Below are 17,874 nucleotides of genomic sequence, written 5' to 3' on the forward strand. Positions count from 1 at the left end.
GTCGAGCCCTTCTGGCCGATCGCGACGTAGATGCAGCGGACCTGCTTCTCCGGGTCGCCGGTCTCCCAGTTCTGCTTCTGGTTGATGATCGTGTCGATCGCGATCGTCGTCTTGCCGGTCGAGCGGTCACCGATGATCAGCTGGCGCTGGCCGCGGCCGATCGGCGTCATCGAGTCGATGGCCTTGATGCCGGTGGCGAGCGGCTCGTGGACCGACTTGCGCTGCATCACGGTCGGCGCCTGGAGCTCCAGGGCGCGACGGGTGTCGGACTGGATCTCGCCGAGACCGTCGATCGGGGTGCCGAGCGGGTCGACGACCCGGCCCATGAAGCCGTCGCCCACGGGCACCGAGAGGATCTCGCCGGTACGGCGGACGCTCTGGCCCTCCTCGATCTTGTCGAAGTCACCGAGGATGACGACACCGATCTCGCGGGTGTCGAGGTTCAGGGCGATGCCCAGCGTGCCGTCCTCGAACTCGAGCAGCTCGTTGGCCATGGCCGAGGGCAGGCCGGACACCCGGGCGATGCCGTCGCCGGCCGTCGCGACCGTGCCGACCTCTTCCTTGCTGGCAGCCGCCGGCTCGTAGTCGGCGACGTACTTCTGGAGCGCGTCGCGGATCTCTTCCGGACGAATCGAAAGCTCCGTCATGTTCCCTGCCTCTTCCCTGTCAGTCTTCTCGAAAGTTCTGGACGTCTCGCTGCGCGTGGTCCGCGTGCTCAGCTCGCCAGCTTGCGGCGTGCCTCGTCCAGCCGCCCGGCCACGGTGCCGTCGATCACGTCGTCGCGGATGTGGATCCGCAGGCCGCCGATCAGGTCGGGGTCGACCACGAGGTGGAGCTGGATATCGGTGCCGTACTGGGTGGTCAGCGCCGTGACCAGCCGCTCCCTCTCCGACGACGTCAGCTCGCGAGCGGTGTGGACGGTGGCCACCGCCTCGTCGCGGGCCTCGGCGGCCAGCGCGAGGTAGCGCTCGAGCACGCCGCCGACGGTTCCCCGGCCACGGGCGAGCGCCTCCCTGACCAGCACTGTGGTCGCGGGAAGGGCCTTGCCCTCGAGCAGCCCGCCGAGCAGCGCGGTGCGGTCCGCCACCGAGCGGGTCTGGTCGGAGAGCTCCGAGCGCAGGTCGGGGTTGCCGTCGATCATCTTGCGGACCGCGAACAGCTCGTCACCGACCTTGGACCCGTCCTTGCCGGCCGACCGGACGGTGCTGACCACGGCCAGCCGCTCCAGCACGTCCGGCAGGTCTCCGCTCACGGTCCAGCGCCGGACGACCGCGTCGGAGAGCACCTTCATGGTGCTCGCGCCCACGGCCGAGCCGAAGACGGTCTCCGCGAGACCGGTCCGGGCCTCCGCGTCGACCGAGCTGTCGGTGAGCACCCGGCGGAGGGCGGGGTCGTTGCGCAGCACCCGGACGACGCCGAACAGCTCTTCGCCGGTCGTTGCCTGCTCGGCCAGGGTGCCGGACTTCGTGAGGGTTGCGCTCACCCCCTCCAGCGCTTCGGCCGACGCTCCTCGCAACATCAGCTGACCCCGTCCTTGGCGGCCACCTGCGAGGTCTCGAGCGTCTCGAGGTCGGCCAGGAAGCGGTCGACCACGCGTCCGCTGCGCTCGTCGTCCTCCAGGCTCTCGCCCACGATGCGCCCGGCCAGAGCCGTGGCCAGTGCCCCGACCTCCGCCCGAAGCGTCGTCACCGCGTGCTGCCGCTCTGCCGAGATCTGCGCGTGCGCGTGCTCGACGATGCGGCTGGCCTCGCTCTGGGCCTGCTCCCGCATCTCCGCGATGATCTGCGCGCCCTGCTCGCGGGCGTCCTCGCGGATCCGCGCCGCCTCGTGGCGGGCGTCGGCGATCTGGGCCTTGAACTGCTCCTCGGCCTCGCGCGCATCCTGCTTGGCCTCGTCGAGATCCGCGAACTGCTTGCGGATCGCGTCCTGTCGAGCCGTCATCGCGCGGTTGATCGGCGGGACCACCCACTTGCCCAGGATGAACAGCATCAGCCCGAAGGCCGCGAGCTCGACCAGGAACGTGCCGTTCGGCACCAGGAAGTTGCTCTCCAGCGGTACGAGCTGACTCGTGATGCTTGCCATCAATCGGATCCTTTGCCTCGGTACTGCCTCAGTGCTGCGTCTCTATCCGCGCGTCACGCCGCGCCGAGGACGAAGACGAACAGGGCCATGAAGGCGAGGTTGATGAAGAACATCGCCTCGACCAGACCCACCGTCAGGAAGAAGATGGTCTGGAGGCGACCCTGCGCCTCGGGCTGGCGAGCCACGCCCTGGATGTACGACGAACCGGCCAGGCCGTCACCGACACCGGCGCCGATCGCGCCACCGGCGAGGGCGATCCCGCCGCCGACGAAGGCACCAGCCAGCTTGACGGCATCGGCAGTTTCTGTTGCAGCCATTTCTCTCCTTGGTTGGGCACCCGGGAGGTGCCGTCTCTTTCGGTTGTGCGGGTCGTGCTTCTGGTTCACGCTCCGGCCGGCGTACGCCGGTCAGTGCGCAAGTGCGGGGGACTTCTCGTCTTCGGTGGTCTCGTCCGCGGCCTCGTCGGTCCCGGACTCGTCGGTGTCGGAGTCGTCGGTCTCGGCCGCGTGCTTCTCGTCGTGGTCGTCGTGACCGGCTCCGGCCATGCCGAAGTAGAGGACGGTCAGCAGCGCGAAGATGAAGGCCTGGATGCCGCCGATGAACATGTCGAACAGCTTCCAGATCAGATTGGGGGCCCACATCGCGAAGGCAGGGATCAGCCCGATCAGGGCGAGCATGATGCCGCCGGCGAAGATGTTGCCGAAGAGTCGGAGCGCGAGGGTGATCGGCTTGGTGAGCTCCTCGAGGATGTTCAGCGGGAGCAGGGCCGGGTAGGGCTCGAGGAAGTGCTTGAAGTAGCCCTTCGCACCCTTCTGCCGGATGCCGTAGACCCAGACGCTGACGATCGTGATCGCCGCGAGCGCGTAGGTCAGGTTGGTGTCCGCCGTGGGTGCGGGCAGCAGGTGGCCCGTCTCGTGGTTGAGCTCGCTGGGGATCAGCTCGAACCAGTTGGCGATGAGGATGAAGAAGAACAGCGCCACCGCCAGGGGCACGACGAACGGGTGGGTGCGGCCGAGGTTGTCGAGGACCTGCCGGTTCACCTCGCCGACGATCGCCTCCCAGATCAGCTGGATCTTGCTGGGAACGTGGTCGTCGGCGTCCTTGGTGAGCGCACGCCGGGCCCAGAAGCCGAGCAGGATGACGATGGTGCCGGCGACGAGCGTGGCCCAGATCGTGTCGACGTTGAACGTCATGCCGAGAAATTCCTTCTCGACGTGGTGACCGATCTCGATCTCTCCCGACATGGGAAGCAGGCCCATCATGACTTCTTCAGCTCCTTCAGCAGCGGGAGTCCGGTCATCACCAGTGCGATGAGCCGGAACAGGGCGAGACCGAGCAGCAGCCCGATCCCGTCCGGCCAGAACATCACGGCGATGCCGACGGCGACGAGGGTGAGCACCAGCAGGCGCGTCATCGTGGAGGCGATCATCTTGTTGCGCGTGGGCTGCTCGCCGGAGGTGATGACCCGCATCAGCCAGTACTCGGTCACCAGGTGGTTGAGCAGACCGAGGGCGATGCCGCCGGCGATGCAGGCCGCCAGGCGCCACTCGCCCAGCTGTCCGGCCACCCAGTAGGTCCCGCCCATCAGGATCGCGGCCAGGATCGCGGTCTTGCGCTGGTCGCGGAGGACGCGCAGGAACGACGGCCGGTCACCCGGCGAGATCGCGGCGGAGTGTGAGCTCATGGGAGTGGCGGCCTGGTCGGTCATCGGCGCTCACCCTCGAAGGGCAGAACGGACCCGGAGCCAGAAGCCCACGGCACCGGCGAGGATGCCGAGCCCGACACCGATGACCGTGAAGACAGGTGCGGTGCCGGCCTGCGAGTCGATGAGGAGGCCGAGCAGCGTGCCGGCGACGACAGCGCCGGCGAGGAGGCCTCCGAGCCCCACGAGGTCTCGCCCTCGCAGGGAAGTGTCGGAAGGCTCATCGGCCATTCACCCGGGTCGCTTTCGTTGGCGGCGAGGTCGTGTCGATCATGGGAGACGCCGGCGCTCTGGAGCCTCGAGGAAGCCCGCCAGGCGATGTCCGACGACGGCGCGAAACTACCACAGCGAACGCGGTGTCCGAACCCGGGGATGAGACCACCCACGCCCCCCGACGAGGGGGTCCCGGCACGGGGCCTGCGGCGTGCGGTCGTCATGGTCGGCGGCCGTCCTGTCGTGGGTCTGGTCGGTGCTTGTGAAAACTAGCACAAAGTCCGGACGGGCCAGAAACCGCCCCCCTGCTCAGGCTTCCTCGGTGACGGCCAGATGGGGCTTGTGGATGATCGGCAGGACAAAGGTGAGCGCGATGGTGAGCACCGCGGCGGCGGCCAGCGAGCCCCACATCAGGGGGCCGGTGTAGAGGCTGGCCAGGACGGTGCCGAAGGCGACGAGGGCGGCCCAGAGCCACATGATGAACACCGCGCGGCGCTGCGAGTGCCCGATCTCCAGCAGCCGGTGATGCAGGTGCTGCTTGTCCGGGGCGAACGGCGAGCGCCCCGCCCGCGTCCGGCGGACGACGGCCAGCAGCAGGTCGGCCATCGGCACGATCAGGATCGAGATCGGCAGCAGGACCGGGAGCAGGGTCGGGAGCAGGCTCGCCTGGGAGCCGGAGGCGCCCTGGCTGATCTCGGTCCCGGAGAACTGGGTGGTGAGCGTGAGCGCGCTGGAGGAGAGCACAAAACCGATCAGCATCGAGCCGCTGTCACCCATGAACAGCCGGGCCGGGTGGAAGTTGTGGGGCAGGAAACCGGCGCACACCCCGGCCAGCGCAGCACTGAGGAAGGCTCCGGTCGTGGCCAGCGTGACCTGGTTGAGGTTCGCCAGCTGGTAGCTGAACAGGAAGAACGCCGCGGCACCGATGCCGACCACCCCCGCGGCCAGGCCGTCCAGTCCGTCGACGAAGTTCACCGCGTTGACGGTCGCCACCACGACGACGGCGGTGAGGAGGGCTCCCTGCGTCGGGTCGAGGATGAACTGGGTGCCGTCCGGCTGCGGGAAGAAGTTGAACTGGATGCCGGAGACGATCAGGAAACCGGCCGCCAGCACCTGGCCGCCGAGCTTGGACAGGGCATCGAGCTCGAACAGGTCGTCGAGCACCCCGACGGCGCAGATCATCGCGCCGGCGATCAGGACGATTCCGGCGTCGCGGAAGACGAAGGGCCCGCTCCCGGAGAGGAAGGGCAGCTCGCGGCCGACGAGGTACGCCGCGGCGAGGCCGCCCAGCATGGCCAGCCCGCCGAGGTAGGGAATCGGCTCCGCGTGCACGTCGCGGTCGCGGACCTCGGCGATGGCGCCGGTGCGAATGGCGATCTCGCGGGCGATGACCGTGAGCAGGTAGGTGACCGCGGCAGCGATCAGGAAGACGAGGGCGTACTCCCGCATCAGATGTCGTCCGTGAGCGTCACGCCGAGTGGCTCGAGCACCTCGTTGAGCTGCTCGAGGGACAGCGCGCCGTGCCGCAGCACCCGGCCCGGCGAGGTCGTGACGTCGACGATCGTGGAGGCCACGGAGCCGAAGGTCGGCCCGGCATCCACGATCAGGGCGACGAACTCCCCCAGCATCTCCTCGGCGACGTCCGCGTCGGTCGCCGGCGTCTGACCCGTCCGGTTGGCCGAGCTCACCGCCAGTGGGCCGGTCCGCTCCAGCAGCTCCAGCGCGATCTCGTGGTCGGGCATGCGCACCGCGACGGTGCCTCGTGTGTCGCCGAGGTCCCACCGGAGCGAGGCCTGCTCCTTGCACACCACGGTGAGCGGGCCGGGCCAGAACTCCTCGACCAGCGCCCGGGCGTAGTCGGGCACGTCGACGGCGAGCGCATCGAGGGTCGTGGCCGAGCTGACCAGGACCGGCGGGGGCATCTCCCGACCCCGCCCCTTCGCGGCCAGCAGGGCCGACACGGCGTCGGCGTCGAAGGCATCCGCAGCCAGGCCGTACACGGTGTCGGTGGGGATGACGATCACCTGGCCCCGCTGCACCGCCAGGCTTGCGGCGTTGAGGGCGATGTTGCGTTCGTCATCGGTCGTCGTGGCGTAGCGCACGTCGTTATCGTGCCAGCCGCGCCGTGAGGAAGCGTGGACGGTCGGCCAGGTCGCGATGGTCCTTTACCTGCGACCAGCGCCCGGAGCCGGTGAAGACCTCCGGGGCGGTCTCTCCCTGGGCGTCGGCATGCTCGACGCCGATCCACCCGCCCTGGCGCAGGAGCACGGCGGCCCGGGCCTCGAGCGCCCGGATCGCGTCCAGACCGTCGGCCCCGGACCACAGGGCCAGCTCCGGGTCGTGGTCGCGGGCCTCGGGCGCCACCGACTCCCATGCGGTGAGCGGGATGTACGGCGGGTTGGACGCGATCACGTCGACCCGGCCGACGAGGTCGTCGAACGCCGTGGCCAGGTCGCCCAGGCGCAGGTCGACGCCGGTCCCGGCCAGGTTGCGCTGCGCCCAGGCGTGGGCGCGCTGGTCGAGCTCCAGGGCGTGGACCTCGGCGGCGGGGACCTCGTCGGCCACCGCGGCAGCGATCGCTCCCGATCCGGTGCCCAGGTCGAGCACCACGGGTCGGTCGAGCGCGCCGGCCTCCTCGATGGCCCACCCGGCGAGCAGCTCGGTCTCCGGACGCGGGACGAAGACTCCCGGGCCCACGGCCAGCGTCACGTGGCGGAAGTGTGCGGTGCCGGTGAGGTGCTGGAGCGGCTCACGCCCGGCCCGTCGGTCGATCAGGGCATCGAGCTCTGCGAGCCGGTCGGGCGGCACGGTCTCGACCGCGAACAGGCCGGCTCGGGAGGTGCCGAGCACGTGCGCCAGCAGTTCCGCGGCGTCGTACTCGGGACTCGGCACCCCCGCCTCGGCGAGGCGGCCGGTGGCGTCGGCCAGCACCGAGCGTCGGTCGGTCATCCTTCGAGGGCGGCCAGCCGCGAGGCCAGGTCGGCGTCGACGCAGGAGTCCAGGACCGGCTGGAGGTCACCGTCGAGCACCTGGTCGAGGTTGTAGGCCTTGTAGCCGGTGCGGTGGTCGGAGATCCGGTTCTCGGCGAAGTTGTAGGTGCGGATCCGCTCCGAGCGGTCCACGGTCCGGACCTGGCTGCGCCTGGCCTCGCTGGCCTCGGCGTCTGCCTCCTCCTGCGCGGCCGCGAGGAGGCGAGCCCGCAGGATCCGCAGGGCCTGCTCCCTGTTCTGCAGCTGGCTCTTCTCGTTCTGGCAGCTGACCACGATGCCGGTGGGGACGTGGGTGATGCGTACGGCGGAATCGGTGGTGTTGACGCTCTGGCCGCCGGGACCACTGCTGCGGAAGACGTCGACGCGCAGGTCGTTCTCGTCGATGCTGACGTCGAGCGGCTCCGCCTCAGGCAGCACCAGGACACCCGCGGCGCTGGTGTGCACCCGTCCCTGCGACTCGGTCACCGGCACCCGCTGCACCCGGTGGACACCGCCCTCGAACTTCAACAGGCCGAACGGCGCCTCTCCCGGCTCCGGCGTCCCCTTCGCCTTCACCGCGACGGTCACCGACTTGTAGCCGCCCAGGTCGGACTCGGTGGCGTCGAGCACCTCGACCGCCCACCGCCGCGCTTCGGCGTACCGGGTGTACATGCGCAGCAGGTCGCCGGCGAAGAGGGCCGACTCCTCGCCGCCCTCCCCCGACTTCACCTCGAGGATGGCGTCCTTGCCGTCCGCGGGGTCGCGAGGCACGAGGAGCCGCCGGAGGTGCTCCTCGGTCGCGGAGCGACGCTCGGCGAGCACCTCGGCCTCCTGCGCGAACGCGGGATCCTCTCCGGCGAGCTCGCGGGCAGCCTCGATGTCCTCCCCCAGCCGGCACCACTCCCGCCAGGTGGCGATGATGCGGGACAGCTCGGCGTACCGCTGGTTGAGCCGCTTGGCGGCGCGCGCGTCGGCGTGGATCTCGGGCTCGGCCAGCTGCCGCTCGATCGCGGCGTGCTCGGTCGTCAGCCCCTCGACTGCCTCGAACATGCGCCCGCCTCCCGGGATGTTCACCGTCCCCTGTAGCTCACGGGGGTTTCGAGACGGGTCGCGGTCCCTCTCACTGCGTTCGAGGGTCCGCCGACCCTCCTCAACCTCTCGCCATGCCAAGTCCTGAGCAAGCTCAGGACTTGGGGCTCGACTTCTTGGCGTAGCGGGCCTCGAAGCGGGCCACACGGCCGCCGGTGTCGAGGATCTTCTGCTTGCCGGTGTAGAACGGGTGGCACTGCGAGCACACGTCGGCGTGGATGATGCCGGACTTGGCGGTGCTCCGCGTCGTGAACTTGGCGCCGCAGGTGCAGGTCACCTCGGTCACGACGTAGTCAGGGTGAATGTCCTTCTTCATGGTGTCCTCTCGTGGTCGCCGGGTCGCCGACCGCGACCTGCGGGGCGTGAACCGGAACCAGCGGTCAAGTGTGCCACCTCGGCCCAGCGCACTGGAAATTCACGTCTCGAGATCACGTTTCCCGACCCGGGCCAGACTGCAGTGGCAGGCGGATGGTGACCGTCGTGCCCTCGCCCACCTTGGACTCGACCATCATCGAGCCGGTGTGCTTCTCCAGGATCGTCTGGACGATCCGGAGCCCGAGACCGGAGCCGCCGATGTCCTTGCTCACCGCGTTCGACGCCCGGAAGAAGCGCGTACCGAGGAGGTCGATCTCCTCCTGGGGGATGCCGATGCCGTGGTCGCGCACGGCGATGGCTGCCTGTCGGCCGTCCCGGGTCAGCTCGACCTCGACGACACCGTCCCTGCGGCTGAACTTCACCGCGTTGCTCAGTAGGTTGAGCAACGCCCGGTGCAGCATCACCCGGTCACCGAGCACGAGCAGCTCCTCCTCGGGCAGCGCGACGTCGAGGGCGATGCCCCGGCGGGTCGCGCCGAGCTGTACGTCGGTGACGACCGGACGGATCACCGTCGCCAGGTCAAGTGCCTCGAGGGACGTGGAGCTCGCCTCCGCCTTCGACAGCGTGAGCAGGTCGTCGACCAGGAGCTGGAGGCGAGCAACGTTGCGCCGGGTGGCCGTGAGCATCCGCAGGTGGTGGGGCGCCATCGACTCCTCGAACTCGTCGGCCACCAGCTCGAGGTAGCCGCTGATCGTGGTGAGCGGTGTCCGCAGCTCGTGGGAGACGTTCGAGACGAAGTCGTCCTGTGCGACGTCGAGCGCCCGCTGCTCCTGCTGGATCCTGTCCTCGACCTGCCGGGCTCGGGCCTGGGCGTCGGCCAGGTCGTTGAGGGCGCCCGCGACCTCCCGCACCTCGCGTGGACCCTCGGCAACGGCGCGGACCCCGTGGCCGTCGGCCATCTGGTGGACCACGGCCTCGAGATCGCGCAACGGCTCGGCGATCTCCGCCGTGAGCCGCCGCCGGGCCCGTACGATGACCAGGGCCTCCAGCAGGGCGAGGAGCACGACCGCGGCCACCGTTGCGCCGAGCCGACGCGAGGAGGCCTCGTTGGCCTGGCTGACCCGGAACTGGTACGCCGCCGTGGTGTCGTCGTGGATCTGCCGGAAGTCCTCGAACAGGGTCAGGCCGGTCGCGAAGAGCTGCCGGTCGAACTGTCCGGTCCCCCCGGGCCGGGAGATGACGACGGCACCGTAGTCCTCGAGCCAGGCCCGGACGGCCCGTTCCTGACGGACCAGGAGTCGCTCGAGACCGGGGTCGTCGGTCGTCAGCTCGGACACGGTCGCCAGGTCGGTGGCGAGGCGCTCCTCGGCCTCCCGGTAGTCGGCGCGCGCCGACGGACGCCCACCCACCACCCACTCCCTCGTGGCCCCCCGCGCGTCGCTGAGGTCGGCGAGGATGTCCTGGTTGGCCGACGCCGCGGGCTGGAGCTCCTCGCTGAGGTAGCGCACCGACTGGTTGGCAAGGAAGCCGCCCAGGATCGCGACGCTCGCCATGGCGAGTGTCAACCCCAGGATCTGTGCGATCACCGGGGAGAGGACCTGGGCGACCGGCCGACCGTCGTTCACGTCTGGTCGAAGCCTGCGCGCTGCATGTCGCCCCAGTGGTGGGCCCGCTTGCGGACCACCTCGACGATGCCTCCGAGGCGCCACCACGCATTGAGCTGCCGGTATCCCAGATTCTCCTCGACCGCTGCGTAGATCGCGCGCAACAGGTCCGGGACTCCCCGGTAGCGGCGGAACGAGACCTCCTCCGCCAGCAGCGCCGTCAGGGTCACGAACACCGAGAAGAGCACCGACGCGGTCAGCATGATCAGCAGCGACAGCGGGTTGACCAGGTCGGACCCGACGTCGACCCACTGTTCGGTACCGAGCAGCACCAGGAGCAGCAGGAAGAAGGCCAGGCCCAGGAACTCGACGACCGGCGAGAGCAGCTCGAACAGGAGGAACCAGGGCATGGTGATCATGCCGATCACGCCGTACCTGGGCCGGAGCAACATGTCCCAGTGCCGGAGGAAGATCTCGGCGAGGCCGCGGTGCCAGCGACGGCGCTGGAGGCGCAGGACCTGGCGGGTGACGGGCACTTCGGTCCACGCCACCGGCTCGGGGACGAAGACGACGCCCGCCTCGGTGTGCGACTCGGCGAGGGTGCGATGGAGGCGCACCACGAGCTCGGCGTCCTCGCCGATGCAGTCCGTGGCCATCCCACCCGCTGCGAGCAGGACGTCCTTGCGGAAGATCCCGAAGGCGCCCGAGATGATCAGCAGCCCGCCGAGTCGTGACCACCCGGCCCGGCCGATGAGGAAGGCACGGAGGTACTCGACGACCTGCACCCGGGCCAGCCAGCGCCGCGGCATCCGCAGGTTCGTGACCCGGCCACGGTCGACCCGGGACCCGTTCGCGACCCGCACCACACCGCCGGCCGCCACCACCCTGCCCGGGTCGTCGGCGAACGGCCGGGCGACGTTGAGCAGGGCCTGTGGGTCGAGCAGGGAGTCGGCGTCGACCATGCAGACCAGCTCCTTGCGGGCGTGGTTGATGCCCGCGTTGAGCGCGTCGGCCTTCCCGCCGTTGGTCTTCTTCACCAGGGCCAGGTTGTGGGACCCACGGCGACTCACCCAGGTGCTCTGCACCGTCGACCTGAGCGGGATGTCCCCGCCCGGGACGAGCGGCACCTCGGCCATGTCGAACTCGGCGATGAGGACCGCCGAGGTGTCGTCGGCGGACCCGTCGTCGATGACCACGACCTCGAGGTCGGGATAGCGCAGCGAGGTCATCGCGTGCACCGCTTGCACGATGCTGGCGGCCTCGTTGTAGGCCGGCATCAGCACCGAGACGCCACGACTGTTGGGGTCGAGGAACCACTCGTCGTACCCGGCGTAGTCCAGCCGCCGTCGATATCCGGTCAGGTCGGCCAGCGCGAGACCCGTCAGCACCAGGTAGCTGAGGTTGACCAGCCCGAAGTAGACGGCGAAGGCGATCGCGACATCGAGGAGGACCTCGCTCATACCCGCTCCCTGAGCTCGGCCAGGGCCAGCACCTCGCGGGCCACGGGGACGGGGCTGAACCTGAGGATCCGCTGCCCGGTCCGCCCACAGCGGTAGAGCGCATTCGCCGCGGCCCTGGCCACCTCGACGCTGTCGTCCTCCAGTGCGCTCCCGAGAAATTCGACCGCGTGGCTCGCGCCGATCAGCCCGATCGCGCGGGCCGCCGCCCGACGCACGTCAGGGTTGGCGTGGTCCAGCGCGTCACCCAGGACCACGATCGAACCGGGAGACCCCAGGGCGCCGAGCGCGTTGATGCACGCGATCCAGAGCTCGTCCGGTCCGCCCGCCATGGCGTGCTCGAGGTCGCCCACCGCGTCGATCGCGCCGACCAGGCCGAGTGCCTCCGCCGCCAGCTGTGCTCGTCGCGCCTCGGTCTCGTCCGCACCCTCCGGCACCGGGTGGAGCTGCCCACGGAGCACTGGGGCCGCCGTGAGGCCGATCCGGTCGATGGAGGCCAAGAAGTCGCTTCGCAGCCGCGGCTCCTCCGCCGCGGCATCCAGCATCTTCGACACCACCACGGGGTCGGGGAACGACCCGAGCGCCAGCATCGCCGTACGGCGGGCGACGAAGTCGCGGTCGTCGAGACCCCGCAGCACCTGGTGGCGTCGTCCGGGCTCGGCGAGGACACCGAGCCGGTAGTACCCGCGGCAACGCCGCACGGCGGACCTGCTCGTCGTCGAGTTCCGGGCCCGGTCCAGCGCGTTCCAGGAGAGAAGGACCTCGCTGAGGCGTTGCCGCGACTCGCCGCGCAGCTTGGGTAGGAGCGCGAACGCGTCGTTCTCGACCGACTTCCTCTGCTCCGGGTCGGCGGCGAGGAGGGTGGCGTAGGCGTCGTCGAGCTCGGGCCCTTCGCCGCTGCCGAGGGTGAGCACGACCCGCCACACCGACGAACGGACGTGGTGTCGGCGTCGTTCGGCCCGGTCCTTGGCGATGCGCGCCAGCACCAGGAGGACGACCGTGACCAGGCACGCCACCGCCAGCACGAGGGCCGAGACGAGAGCGACCCGCTCCATGCTCATCGAGGTCGGGCCAGCAGTGCCTGGACGCGCGAGGCGAGCTCGCGTGGGCTGAAGGGCTTGGTGATGTAGTCGTCGGCACCCGAGTCGAAGCCCGTCTCGACATCGGACTCCTGCGCTCGCGCCGTCAGCAGGATGACCGGGATGCCGGCCATCGCCTCGTCACCGCGGATGACCCGGATCGCGTCGAGCCCCGACATGCCGGGCATCATCACGTCGAGCACGGCCAGGTCCGGCTTGTGCTCCCGGCAGGCGTCGACGGCCGCCGCTCCGTCGTTCACGGCCACGATCTCGTGTCCGAGGGTGGACAGCTTGAATTCGATCAGCTCGCGGATGTCGACATCGTCGTCCGCGACAAGGATCCTCGCCACAGCCACACCTTCCCGAAACGGTGGAACGTGCCGGGAAGCCTATCGGTCCCACGAGCTGCGCGGGGGGAGGCGGGCCGGTCACGGATCCGCCCTCCCCCGTCGGGATCAGTCGCCGTTGCCGGACGCGGTGGGCGTGGTCTTCTGCACCTGCATCAGGAACTCGATGTTGCTCTGCGACTTCTTCAACCGCTCGAGCAGCAGCTCGAGTGCCTGCTGTCCGTCGAGGCCCGACAGCACCCGTCGGAGCTTCCACACGATCTGGAGCTCCTCCTTGCTCATCAGGAGCTCCTCGCGTCGGGTGCCCGACTGCACCGCGTCGATCGCCGGGAACAGCCGCTTGTCGGCGAAGTCGCGACGCAGCCGGATCTCCATGGTGCCGGTGCCCTTGAACTCCTCGAAGATCACCTCGTCCATCTTGGAGCCGCTCTCGATCAGAGCGGTGGCGAGGATGGTCAGCGAACCGCCGTTCTCGATGTTGCGTGCGGCTCCGAAGAACTTCTTCGGCGGGTACAGCGCCGCGGAGTCGACACCGCCGGAGAGGATCCGGCCGCTGGCCGGCGCCGCGAGGTTGTAGGCCCGCCCCAGACGGGTGATGCCGTCGAGCAGCACCACGACGTCATGGCCGAGCTCGACGAGACGCTTGGCGCGCTCGATCGCGAGCTCCGAGACCGTCGTGTGGTCGCTCGCCGGGCGGTCGAACGTCGAGGAGATGACCTCGCCCTTCACCGAGCGCTCGAAGTCGGTGACCTCCTCGGGACGTTCGTCCACCAGCACCACCATCAGGTGGCACTCGGGGTTGTTGGTGGTGATGGAGTTCGCGATCGACTGCATGATCATCGTCTTGCCGGCCTTGGACGGCGAGACGATCAGACCGCGCTGACCCTTGCCGATGGGTGCCGCGATGTCGATGACGCGGCCGATCAGGTTCGTCGGCTCGGTCTCCAGGCGCAGACGCTCGCTGGGGTAGAGCGGGGTCAGCTTGGAGAAGTCGATCCGGCTCCGCGCGGCCTCGGGGTCGGCTCCGTTGACGCTGTCGATGCGCACCATCGGGTTGAACTTCTCCTTGCGCTCGCCCTCGCGGGGCTGGCGCACCTGGCCCACGATCGCGTCGCCGCGGCGCAGGCCGAACTTGCGCACCATCGTCAAGGAGACGTAGACGTCCTCACTACCGGGGAGGTAGCCACTGGTGCGGACGAACGCGTAGTTGTCGAGCACGTCGAGGATCCCGGCCGCCGGCAGGAGGACGTCGTCCTCGAGGATGGTGGTGTCGGGCTCGCTGCGCTGGCCGCCACCGGTGCGCCCACGATCGCGGTCGCGGTCGCGGTCACGTCCCCGGCGCCGACGGCTGCGGCTGCTGCGGGTGTCCTCGCCCTGGTTCTGGCCTCCCTGGTTCTGGCCCCCCTTGTCCTGACCGCCCTGGTCCTGACCGCCCTGCTTGCGGGCACCCTGGTTCTGGTTCTGGCCCTGGTTCTGGCCCTGGTTCTGGTGGCGCTGATCGCGGTTGCCGCCGCCGTGCTGGTCTCCCTGCTGCTGGTCACCCTGCTGCTGGTCACCGTGCTGGCGCTTGCGGTCCTGGTCCTGGTTGTCCCGGCTGCCCTTGTCGTGCTGCCGGCCGCCCTGGTCGTCATCCCTGCGCTGCGGGGACCGCTCGCCCCTGGCCGAGCGGTCCTCCGTGGAGCCAGCGTCCTGGCTGCCCTTGTCCTGGCTGCCCTTGTCCTGGCTGCCCTTGTCCTGGCCGGACTTGCCCTGGCCGGACTTCCCCTGGGCCGACTTGATGGCCTCGACGAGCTGGGCCTTCTTCATGGAGCCGGCGCCGGCGATGCCCATGCCCGAGGCCATCGACTTCAGGTCTGCCAGGAGCATGGAGTTGAGTCCCCCACCGCGCTTCTTGGGCGCGTTCCCGACGGCAGACTGCTCGGTCGGGGAGGTGGTGGGGTCGATGGTTTCCGTCACGTGAGGTCCTTCCCACGTATCAGTGCCGCATCGGCAGGGGTGCCGTCGGCTTCCTGGTCATTGCTTCCTCGCCTGCCCGCTCCGGGCTCCCGCAAGGGATACGCCGGTCGGGTGCGGTCTCGACCACGAGGGAGAGGAAGGGTTGTGCACCGAGTGGTGCAGCGCCGGAATGGCTGGCGCGCCCACAGGCTACCACCCGCTCACCGCGATCGCGGGAGCCCTGAACGGCTGGTGCGTCCGGTCACCCGACCTGGAGACCGAGCCGGTCGATCCCGAGGTGGGAGGACCCCCACGACGGTGGGCAGCGCTCGGCCAGGTCGGTGGCCGCATGGCGTCCGGTGGTGAAGGCGAGCACGGTCGGGCCCGCCCCGGAAACGGTGGCCGCGATCCCGTCCGCACGCAGCCGGTCGACCAGGGCCAGCGACTCGGGCATCGCCGTCCTGCGGAAGTCCTGGTGGAGGAAGTCGCGGGTGGCCAGGAACAGGTGCTCGGGTCGACGGGCGAGCGCCGCGACGAGCAGCGCGGTCCTGCCGGCGTCGGCGGCCGCATCGGCGTGCGGCACCTGGTCGGGCAGCAGGCCGCGCGCCAGCTCCGTGGACACCGGGTCGGGCGGGACGAACACCACGACACTGATCCGCTGGTCGACGGTCGAGGGAAGGGCGAAGAAGTTCGAGCCCTCCTTCCCCGAGATCACGAACCCGCCCAGGAGCGCCGGAGCGACGTTGTCGGGATGGCCCTCGATCCCGGCGGCGAGCCGGAACATGGTGTCGTCGTCGAGCCGGGACTCCCCGTCCACCACCAGCGCTCGTGCGAGCCCAGCGCCGCCCACGATGGCAGCGGCCGACGAGCCGAGGCCGCGGCCGTGCGGGATCGCGTTGTCGCAGGCGAGCCGCAGTCCGGGAGGGTCCACGCCCATGGCGGCAAAAGCCGCGCGCATCGCCTTCACCACGAGGTGCGACTCGTCGCGGGGTACGTCGTCGGCGCCGACTCCGCGTACCTGGACGTCGAGCCCGGACTCCGTCACCTCGCCGACCAGCTCGTCGCGCAGGGAGAGGGCGAGGCCGAGGGAGTCGAATCCGGGTCCGAGGTTGGCCGAGGTCGCCGGCACCGTCACCCGCACCGGACCGTCGACGAGGCCGGACATCTAGGCGAGCCCCGCGGCGTCGGCCGCGGCCGCGACGTCCGCGTCGACGACATTGTCGACGACGCTGCCGAAGCCTTCGAGAGCCGTGTCGGTGTCCTTGAGCCCGTGGCCGGTCACGGTGACCACGACGGTGCGCCCCTCATAGCTCTCCCCCGCCCCGACGTCCTGGATCAGCCCCGCGATCCCTGCAGCCGAGGCAGGCTCGACGAAGACCCCGTCTCGTGCCGCCAGCTGGCGCTGGGCATCGAGGATCTGCGCGTCGCTGACCGCGGCGAACCTGCCCCCTGACTCGTTGCGGGCGGCCTCGGCCAGCTTCCACGACGCGGGGTTGCCGACCCGGATGGCGGTCGCCCTGGTCTCGGGATCGGGGAACGGCTGTCCGGTCACCAATGGCGCGGCACCCTCGGCCTGGAAGCCCCGCATCACCGGCCGCTTGGTGGCGCGGCCGAGGTCGGCGTACTGCGTGTAGCCCATCCAGTAGGCCGAGATGTTGCCGGCGTTGCCGACCGGCAGCAGGTGGAAGTCGGGCGCGTCGCCGAGGCGGTCGACGATCTCGAACGCCGCGGTCTTCTGGCCCTGCAGCCGGTTCGGGTTGACCGAGTTCACCAGGGAGACGGGGTAGTCCCAGGACAGCCCCTTGGCCATCTCGAGGCAGTGGTCGAAGTTGCCGCGCACCATGATGATCTGGGCTCCGTGCAGGATCGCCTGCGTCATCTTGCCGGTGGCGATCTTGCCCTGCGGCACGAGCACGAGCGGCTTGATCCCGGCCCGGGCCGCGTAGGCCGCCATCGAGGCCGACGTGTTGCCCGTCGACGCGCAGACCACAGCCTGCGCCCCCTCCTGGACGGCGACCGAGATGGCCGTGGTCATGCCGCGGTCCTTGAACGACCCGGTGGGGTTGTCCCCCTCCACCTTGAGCCACACCTCGGCACGCGACAGACCCGACAGCCACGCGGACCGCACCAGCGGGGTGCCACCCTCCCCGAGCGTGACGGCGACGGTGTCGTGGGGGATGTCGAGCAGGGGGCGGTACTCCTCGATCACCCCACGCCACTGGGGGTGCGCCTCGTTCATTCGGCTTCCGCCTCGACCCGCATCACCGAGGAGACCTCACGCACGTACTCCATCCCGCGCAGCTGCTCGACCGTCGCGACGAGCTGGGCGTCGGAGGCCTGGTGGGAGACGACCACGAGCTGGGCGTCCTCGTCGCGCCCCTCCTGGCGGACGGTCTGGATCGAGACGCCGTGGTCGGCGAAGGCGTTGGCCACCGCGGCGAGCACACCCGCGCGGTCGTCGACGTCCATGGCCACGTGGTAGCGGGTGAGGGTCTCCCCCATCGGCAGCACCGCCCGATCGGCGTACGCCGACTCACCGACCCCGCGGGTCGAGGCCAGCCGGTTGCGCGCCACCGTGACCAGGTCACCGAGCACCGCGGAGGCGGTGGGCGCCCCACCGGCGCCGGGGCCGTAGAACATCAGCTGACCGGCCGCCTCGGACTCGACGAAGACCGCGTTGTAGGCCTCGCGCACGGAGGCGAGCGGGTGCGAGCGCGGAATCATGGCGGGGTGGACGCGCACGGCCACGGCGTCGTCTCCCGCTGCGGTCGGCCGGAGCTCGCAGATCGCCAGCAGCTTGACCACGCACCCCATCTCCTGGGCCGAGGCCACGTCGGCGGCGGTCACGTCCGTGATGCCCTCCCGGTGGACGTCGGCCGCGGTCACCCGGGAGTGGAAGGCCAGCGACGCGAGGATCGCGGCCTTGGCCGCCGCGTCGAAACCCTCGACGTCGGCGGTGGGGTCGGCCTCGGCATAGCCGAGCTCCTGGGCCTCCTCGAGCGCCTCGGAGAAGCCGGCGCCGGAGGTGTCCATCTTGTCGAGGATGTAGTTGGTGGTGCCGTTGACGATCCCGAGCACGCGG

Annotated in this window: 19 protein-coding genes and 1 pseudogene; all 20 read right to left on the bottom strand. The window is 70.2% G+C overall.

Annotation, left to right across the window (positions count from 1 at the left end):
* Positions 1-647 (bottom strand): annotated as a pseudogene (locus tag VFN12_RS13605) (F0F1 ATP synthase subunit alpha); the annotation flags it as partial.
* 68 nt (positions 648-715) lie between these two features.
* Positions 716-1,519 (bottom strand): F0F1 ATP synthase subunit delta, encoded by an 804-nt coding sequence (locus tag VFN12_RS13610; RefSeq protein WP_325119256.1) that lies wholly within the window; start codon positions 1,517-1,519, stop codon positions 716-718.
* Positions 1,519-2,082, bottom strand: a complete 564-nt coding sequence (locus tag VFN12_RS13615; protein WP_325119257.1) for a F0F1 ATP synthase subunit B — start codon at positions 2,080-2,082, stop codon at positions 1,519-1,521. Before VFN12_RS13615 ends, VFN12_RS13610 begins: the two co-directional genes overlap by 1 nt.
* A gap of 53 nt (positions 2,083-2,135) precedes the next feature.
* Entirely contained in the window at positions 2,136-2,399 is a 264-nt protein-coding gene (locus VFN12_RS13620; protein ID WP_325119258.1) for a F0F1 ATP synthase subunit C, read from the bottom strand.
* Between the two features lie 90 nt (positions 2,400-2,489).
* Positions 2,490-3,341, bottom strand: coding sequence for a F0F1 ATP synthase subunit A (gene atpB, locus VFN12_RS13625; protein ID WP_325119259.1), 852 nt, complete (start codon positions 3,339-3,341; stop codon positions 2,490-2,492).
* Positions 3,341-3,790: a hypothetical protein gene (locus VFN12_RS13630; RefSeq protein WP_325119260.1), complete on the bottom strand. Its 450-nt coding sequence runs from the start codon at positions 3,788-3,790 to the stop codon at positions 3,341-3,343. Before VFN12_RS13630 ends, atpB begins: the two co-directional genes overlap by 1 nt.
* 6 nt (positions 3,791-3,796) lie before the next feature.
* A complete protein-coding gene (locus VFN12_RS13635; RefSeq protein ID WP_325119261.1) occupies positions 3,797-3,970 on the bottom strand; it encodes an AtpZ/AtpI family protein in 174 nt (57 codons plus the stop codon).
* A 336-nt stretch (positions 3,971-4,306) separates the two neighbouring features.
* Entirely contained in the window at positions 4,307-5,446 is a 1,140-nt protein-coding gene (locus VFN12_RS13640; protein ID WP_325119262.1) for an MraY family glycosyltransferase, read from the bottom strand.
* Entirely contained in the window at positions 5,446-6,099 is a 654-nt protein-coding gene (locus VFN12_RS13645) for an L-threonylcarbamoyladenylate synthase (RefSeq protein WP_325119263.1), read from the bottom strand. The genes VFN12_RS13640 and VFN12_RS13645 overlap by 1 nt, the downstream gene beginning before the upstream one ends.
* A 4-nt stretch (positions 6,100-6,103) precedes the next feature.
* Positions 6,104-6,946, bottom strand: coding sequence for a peptide chain release factor N(5)-glutamine methyltransferase (gene prmC, locus VFN12_RS13650; protein WP_325119264.1), 843 nt, complete (start codon positions 6,944-6,946; stop codon positions 6,104-6,106).
* Positions 6,943-8,016 carry a peptide chain release factor 1 gene (prfA, locus tag VFN12_RS13655; RefSeq protein WP_325119265.1) on the bottom strand — a complete coding sequence of 358 codons (1,074 nt, stop codon included), beginning with the start codon at positions 8,014-8,016 and terminating at the stop codon, positions 6,943-6,945. The genes prmC and prfA overlap by 4 nt, the downstream gene beginning before the upstream one ends.
* A 133-nt stretch (positions 8,017-8,149) precedes the next feature.
* Positions 8,150-8,371: a 50S ribosomal protein L31 gene (gene rpmE, locus VFN12_RS13660; protein ID WP_325119266.1), complete on the bottom strand. Its 222-nt coding sequence runs from the start codon at positions 8,369-8,371 to the stop codon at positions 8,150-8,152.
* A 112-nt stretch (positions 8,372-8,483) separates the two neighbouring features.
* Positions 8,484-9,995, bottom strand: a complete 1,512-nt coding sequence (locus tag VFN12_RS13665; protein ID WP_325119267.1) for an ATP-binding protein — start codon at positions 9,993-9,995, stop codon at positions 8,484-8,486.
* Entirely contained in the window at positions 9,992-11,434 is a 1,443-nt protein-coding gene (locus tag VFN12_RS13670; RefSeq protein WP_325119268.1) for a glycosyltransferase family 2 protein, read from the bottom strand. Before VFN12_RS13670 ends, VFN12_RS13665 begins: the two co-directional genes overlap by 4 nt.
* Positions 11,431-12,492, bottom strand: coding sequence for a HEAT repeat domain-containing protein (locus VFN12_RS13675; protein WP_325119269.1), 1,062 nt, complete (start codon positions 12,490-12,492; stop codon positions 11,431-11,433). The genes VFN12_RS13670 and VFN12_RS13675 overlap by 4 nt, the downstream gene beginning before the upstream one ends.
* The gene (locus tag VFN12_RS13680; RefSeq protein ID WP_325119270.1) at positions 12,489-12,860 is read right to left on the bottom strand and encodes a response regulator transcription factor; all 372 of its coding nucleotides are present in this window, start codon (positions 12,858-12,860) and stop codon (positions 12,489-12,491) included. Before VFN12_RS13680 ends, VFN12_RS13675 begins: the two co-directional genes overlap by 4 nt.
* A gap of 105 nt (positions 12,861-12,965) precedes the next feature.
* Positions 12,966-14,813, bottom strand: a complete 1,848-nt coding sequence (rho, locus tag VFN12_RS13685) for a transcription termination factor Rho (RefSeq protein ID WP_414690049.1) — start codon at positions 14,811-14,813, stop codon at positions 12,966-12,968.
* A gap of 241 nt (positions 14,814-15,054) precedes the next feature.
* Positions 15,055-15,957 (bottom strand): homoserine kinase, encoded by a 903-nt coding sequence (gene thrB, locus VFN12_RS13690; protein WP_325119271.1) that lies wholly within the window; start codon positions 15,955-15,957, stop codon positions 15,055-15,057.
* Complete coding sequence (gene thrC / locus VFN12_RS13695) at positions 15,958-17,031, bottom strand: threonine synthase (protein ID WP_325119272.1); 1,074 nt, start codon at positions 17,029-17,031, stop codon at positions 15,958-15,960. It abuts the gene before it with no gap.
* Positions 17,028-17,874 (bottom strand): homoserine dehydrogenase (locus VFN12_RS13700; protein WP_325119273.1); only part of this gene is annotated, 847 nt, incomplete at its 5' end. The genes thrC and VFN12_RS13700, both read right to left, overlap by 4 nt.

This window comes from Nocardioides sp., assembly GCF_035703625.1.
In the GTDB taxonomy this organism is placed as follows: domain Bacteria; phylum Actinomycetota; class Actinomycetes; order Propionibacteriales; family Nocardioidaceae; genus Nocardioides.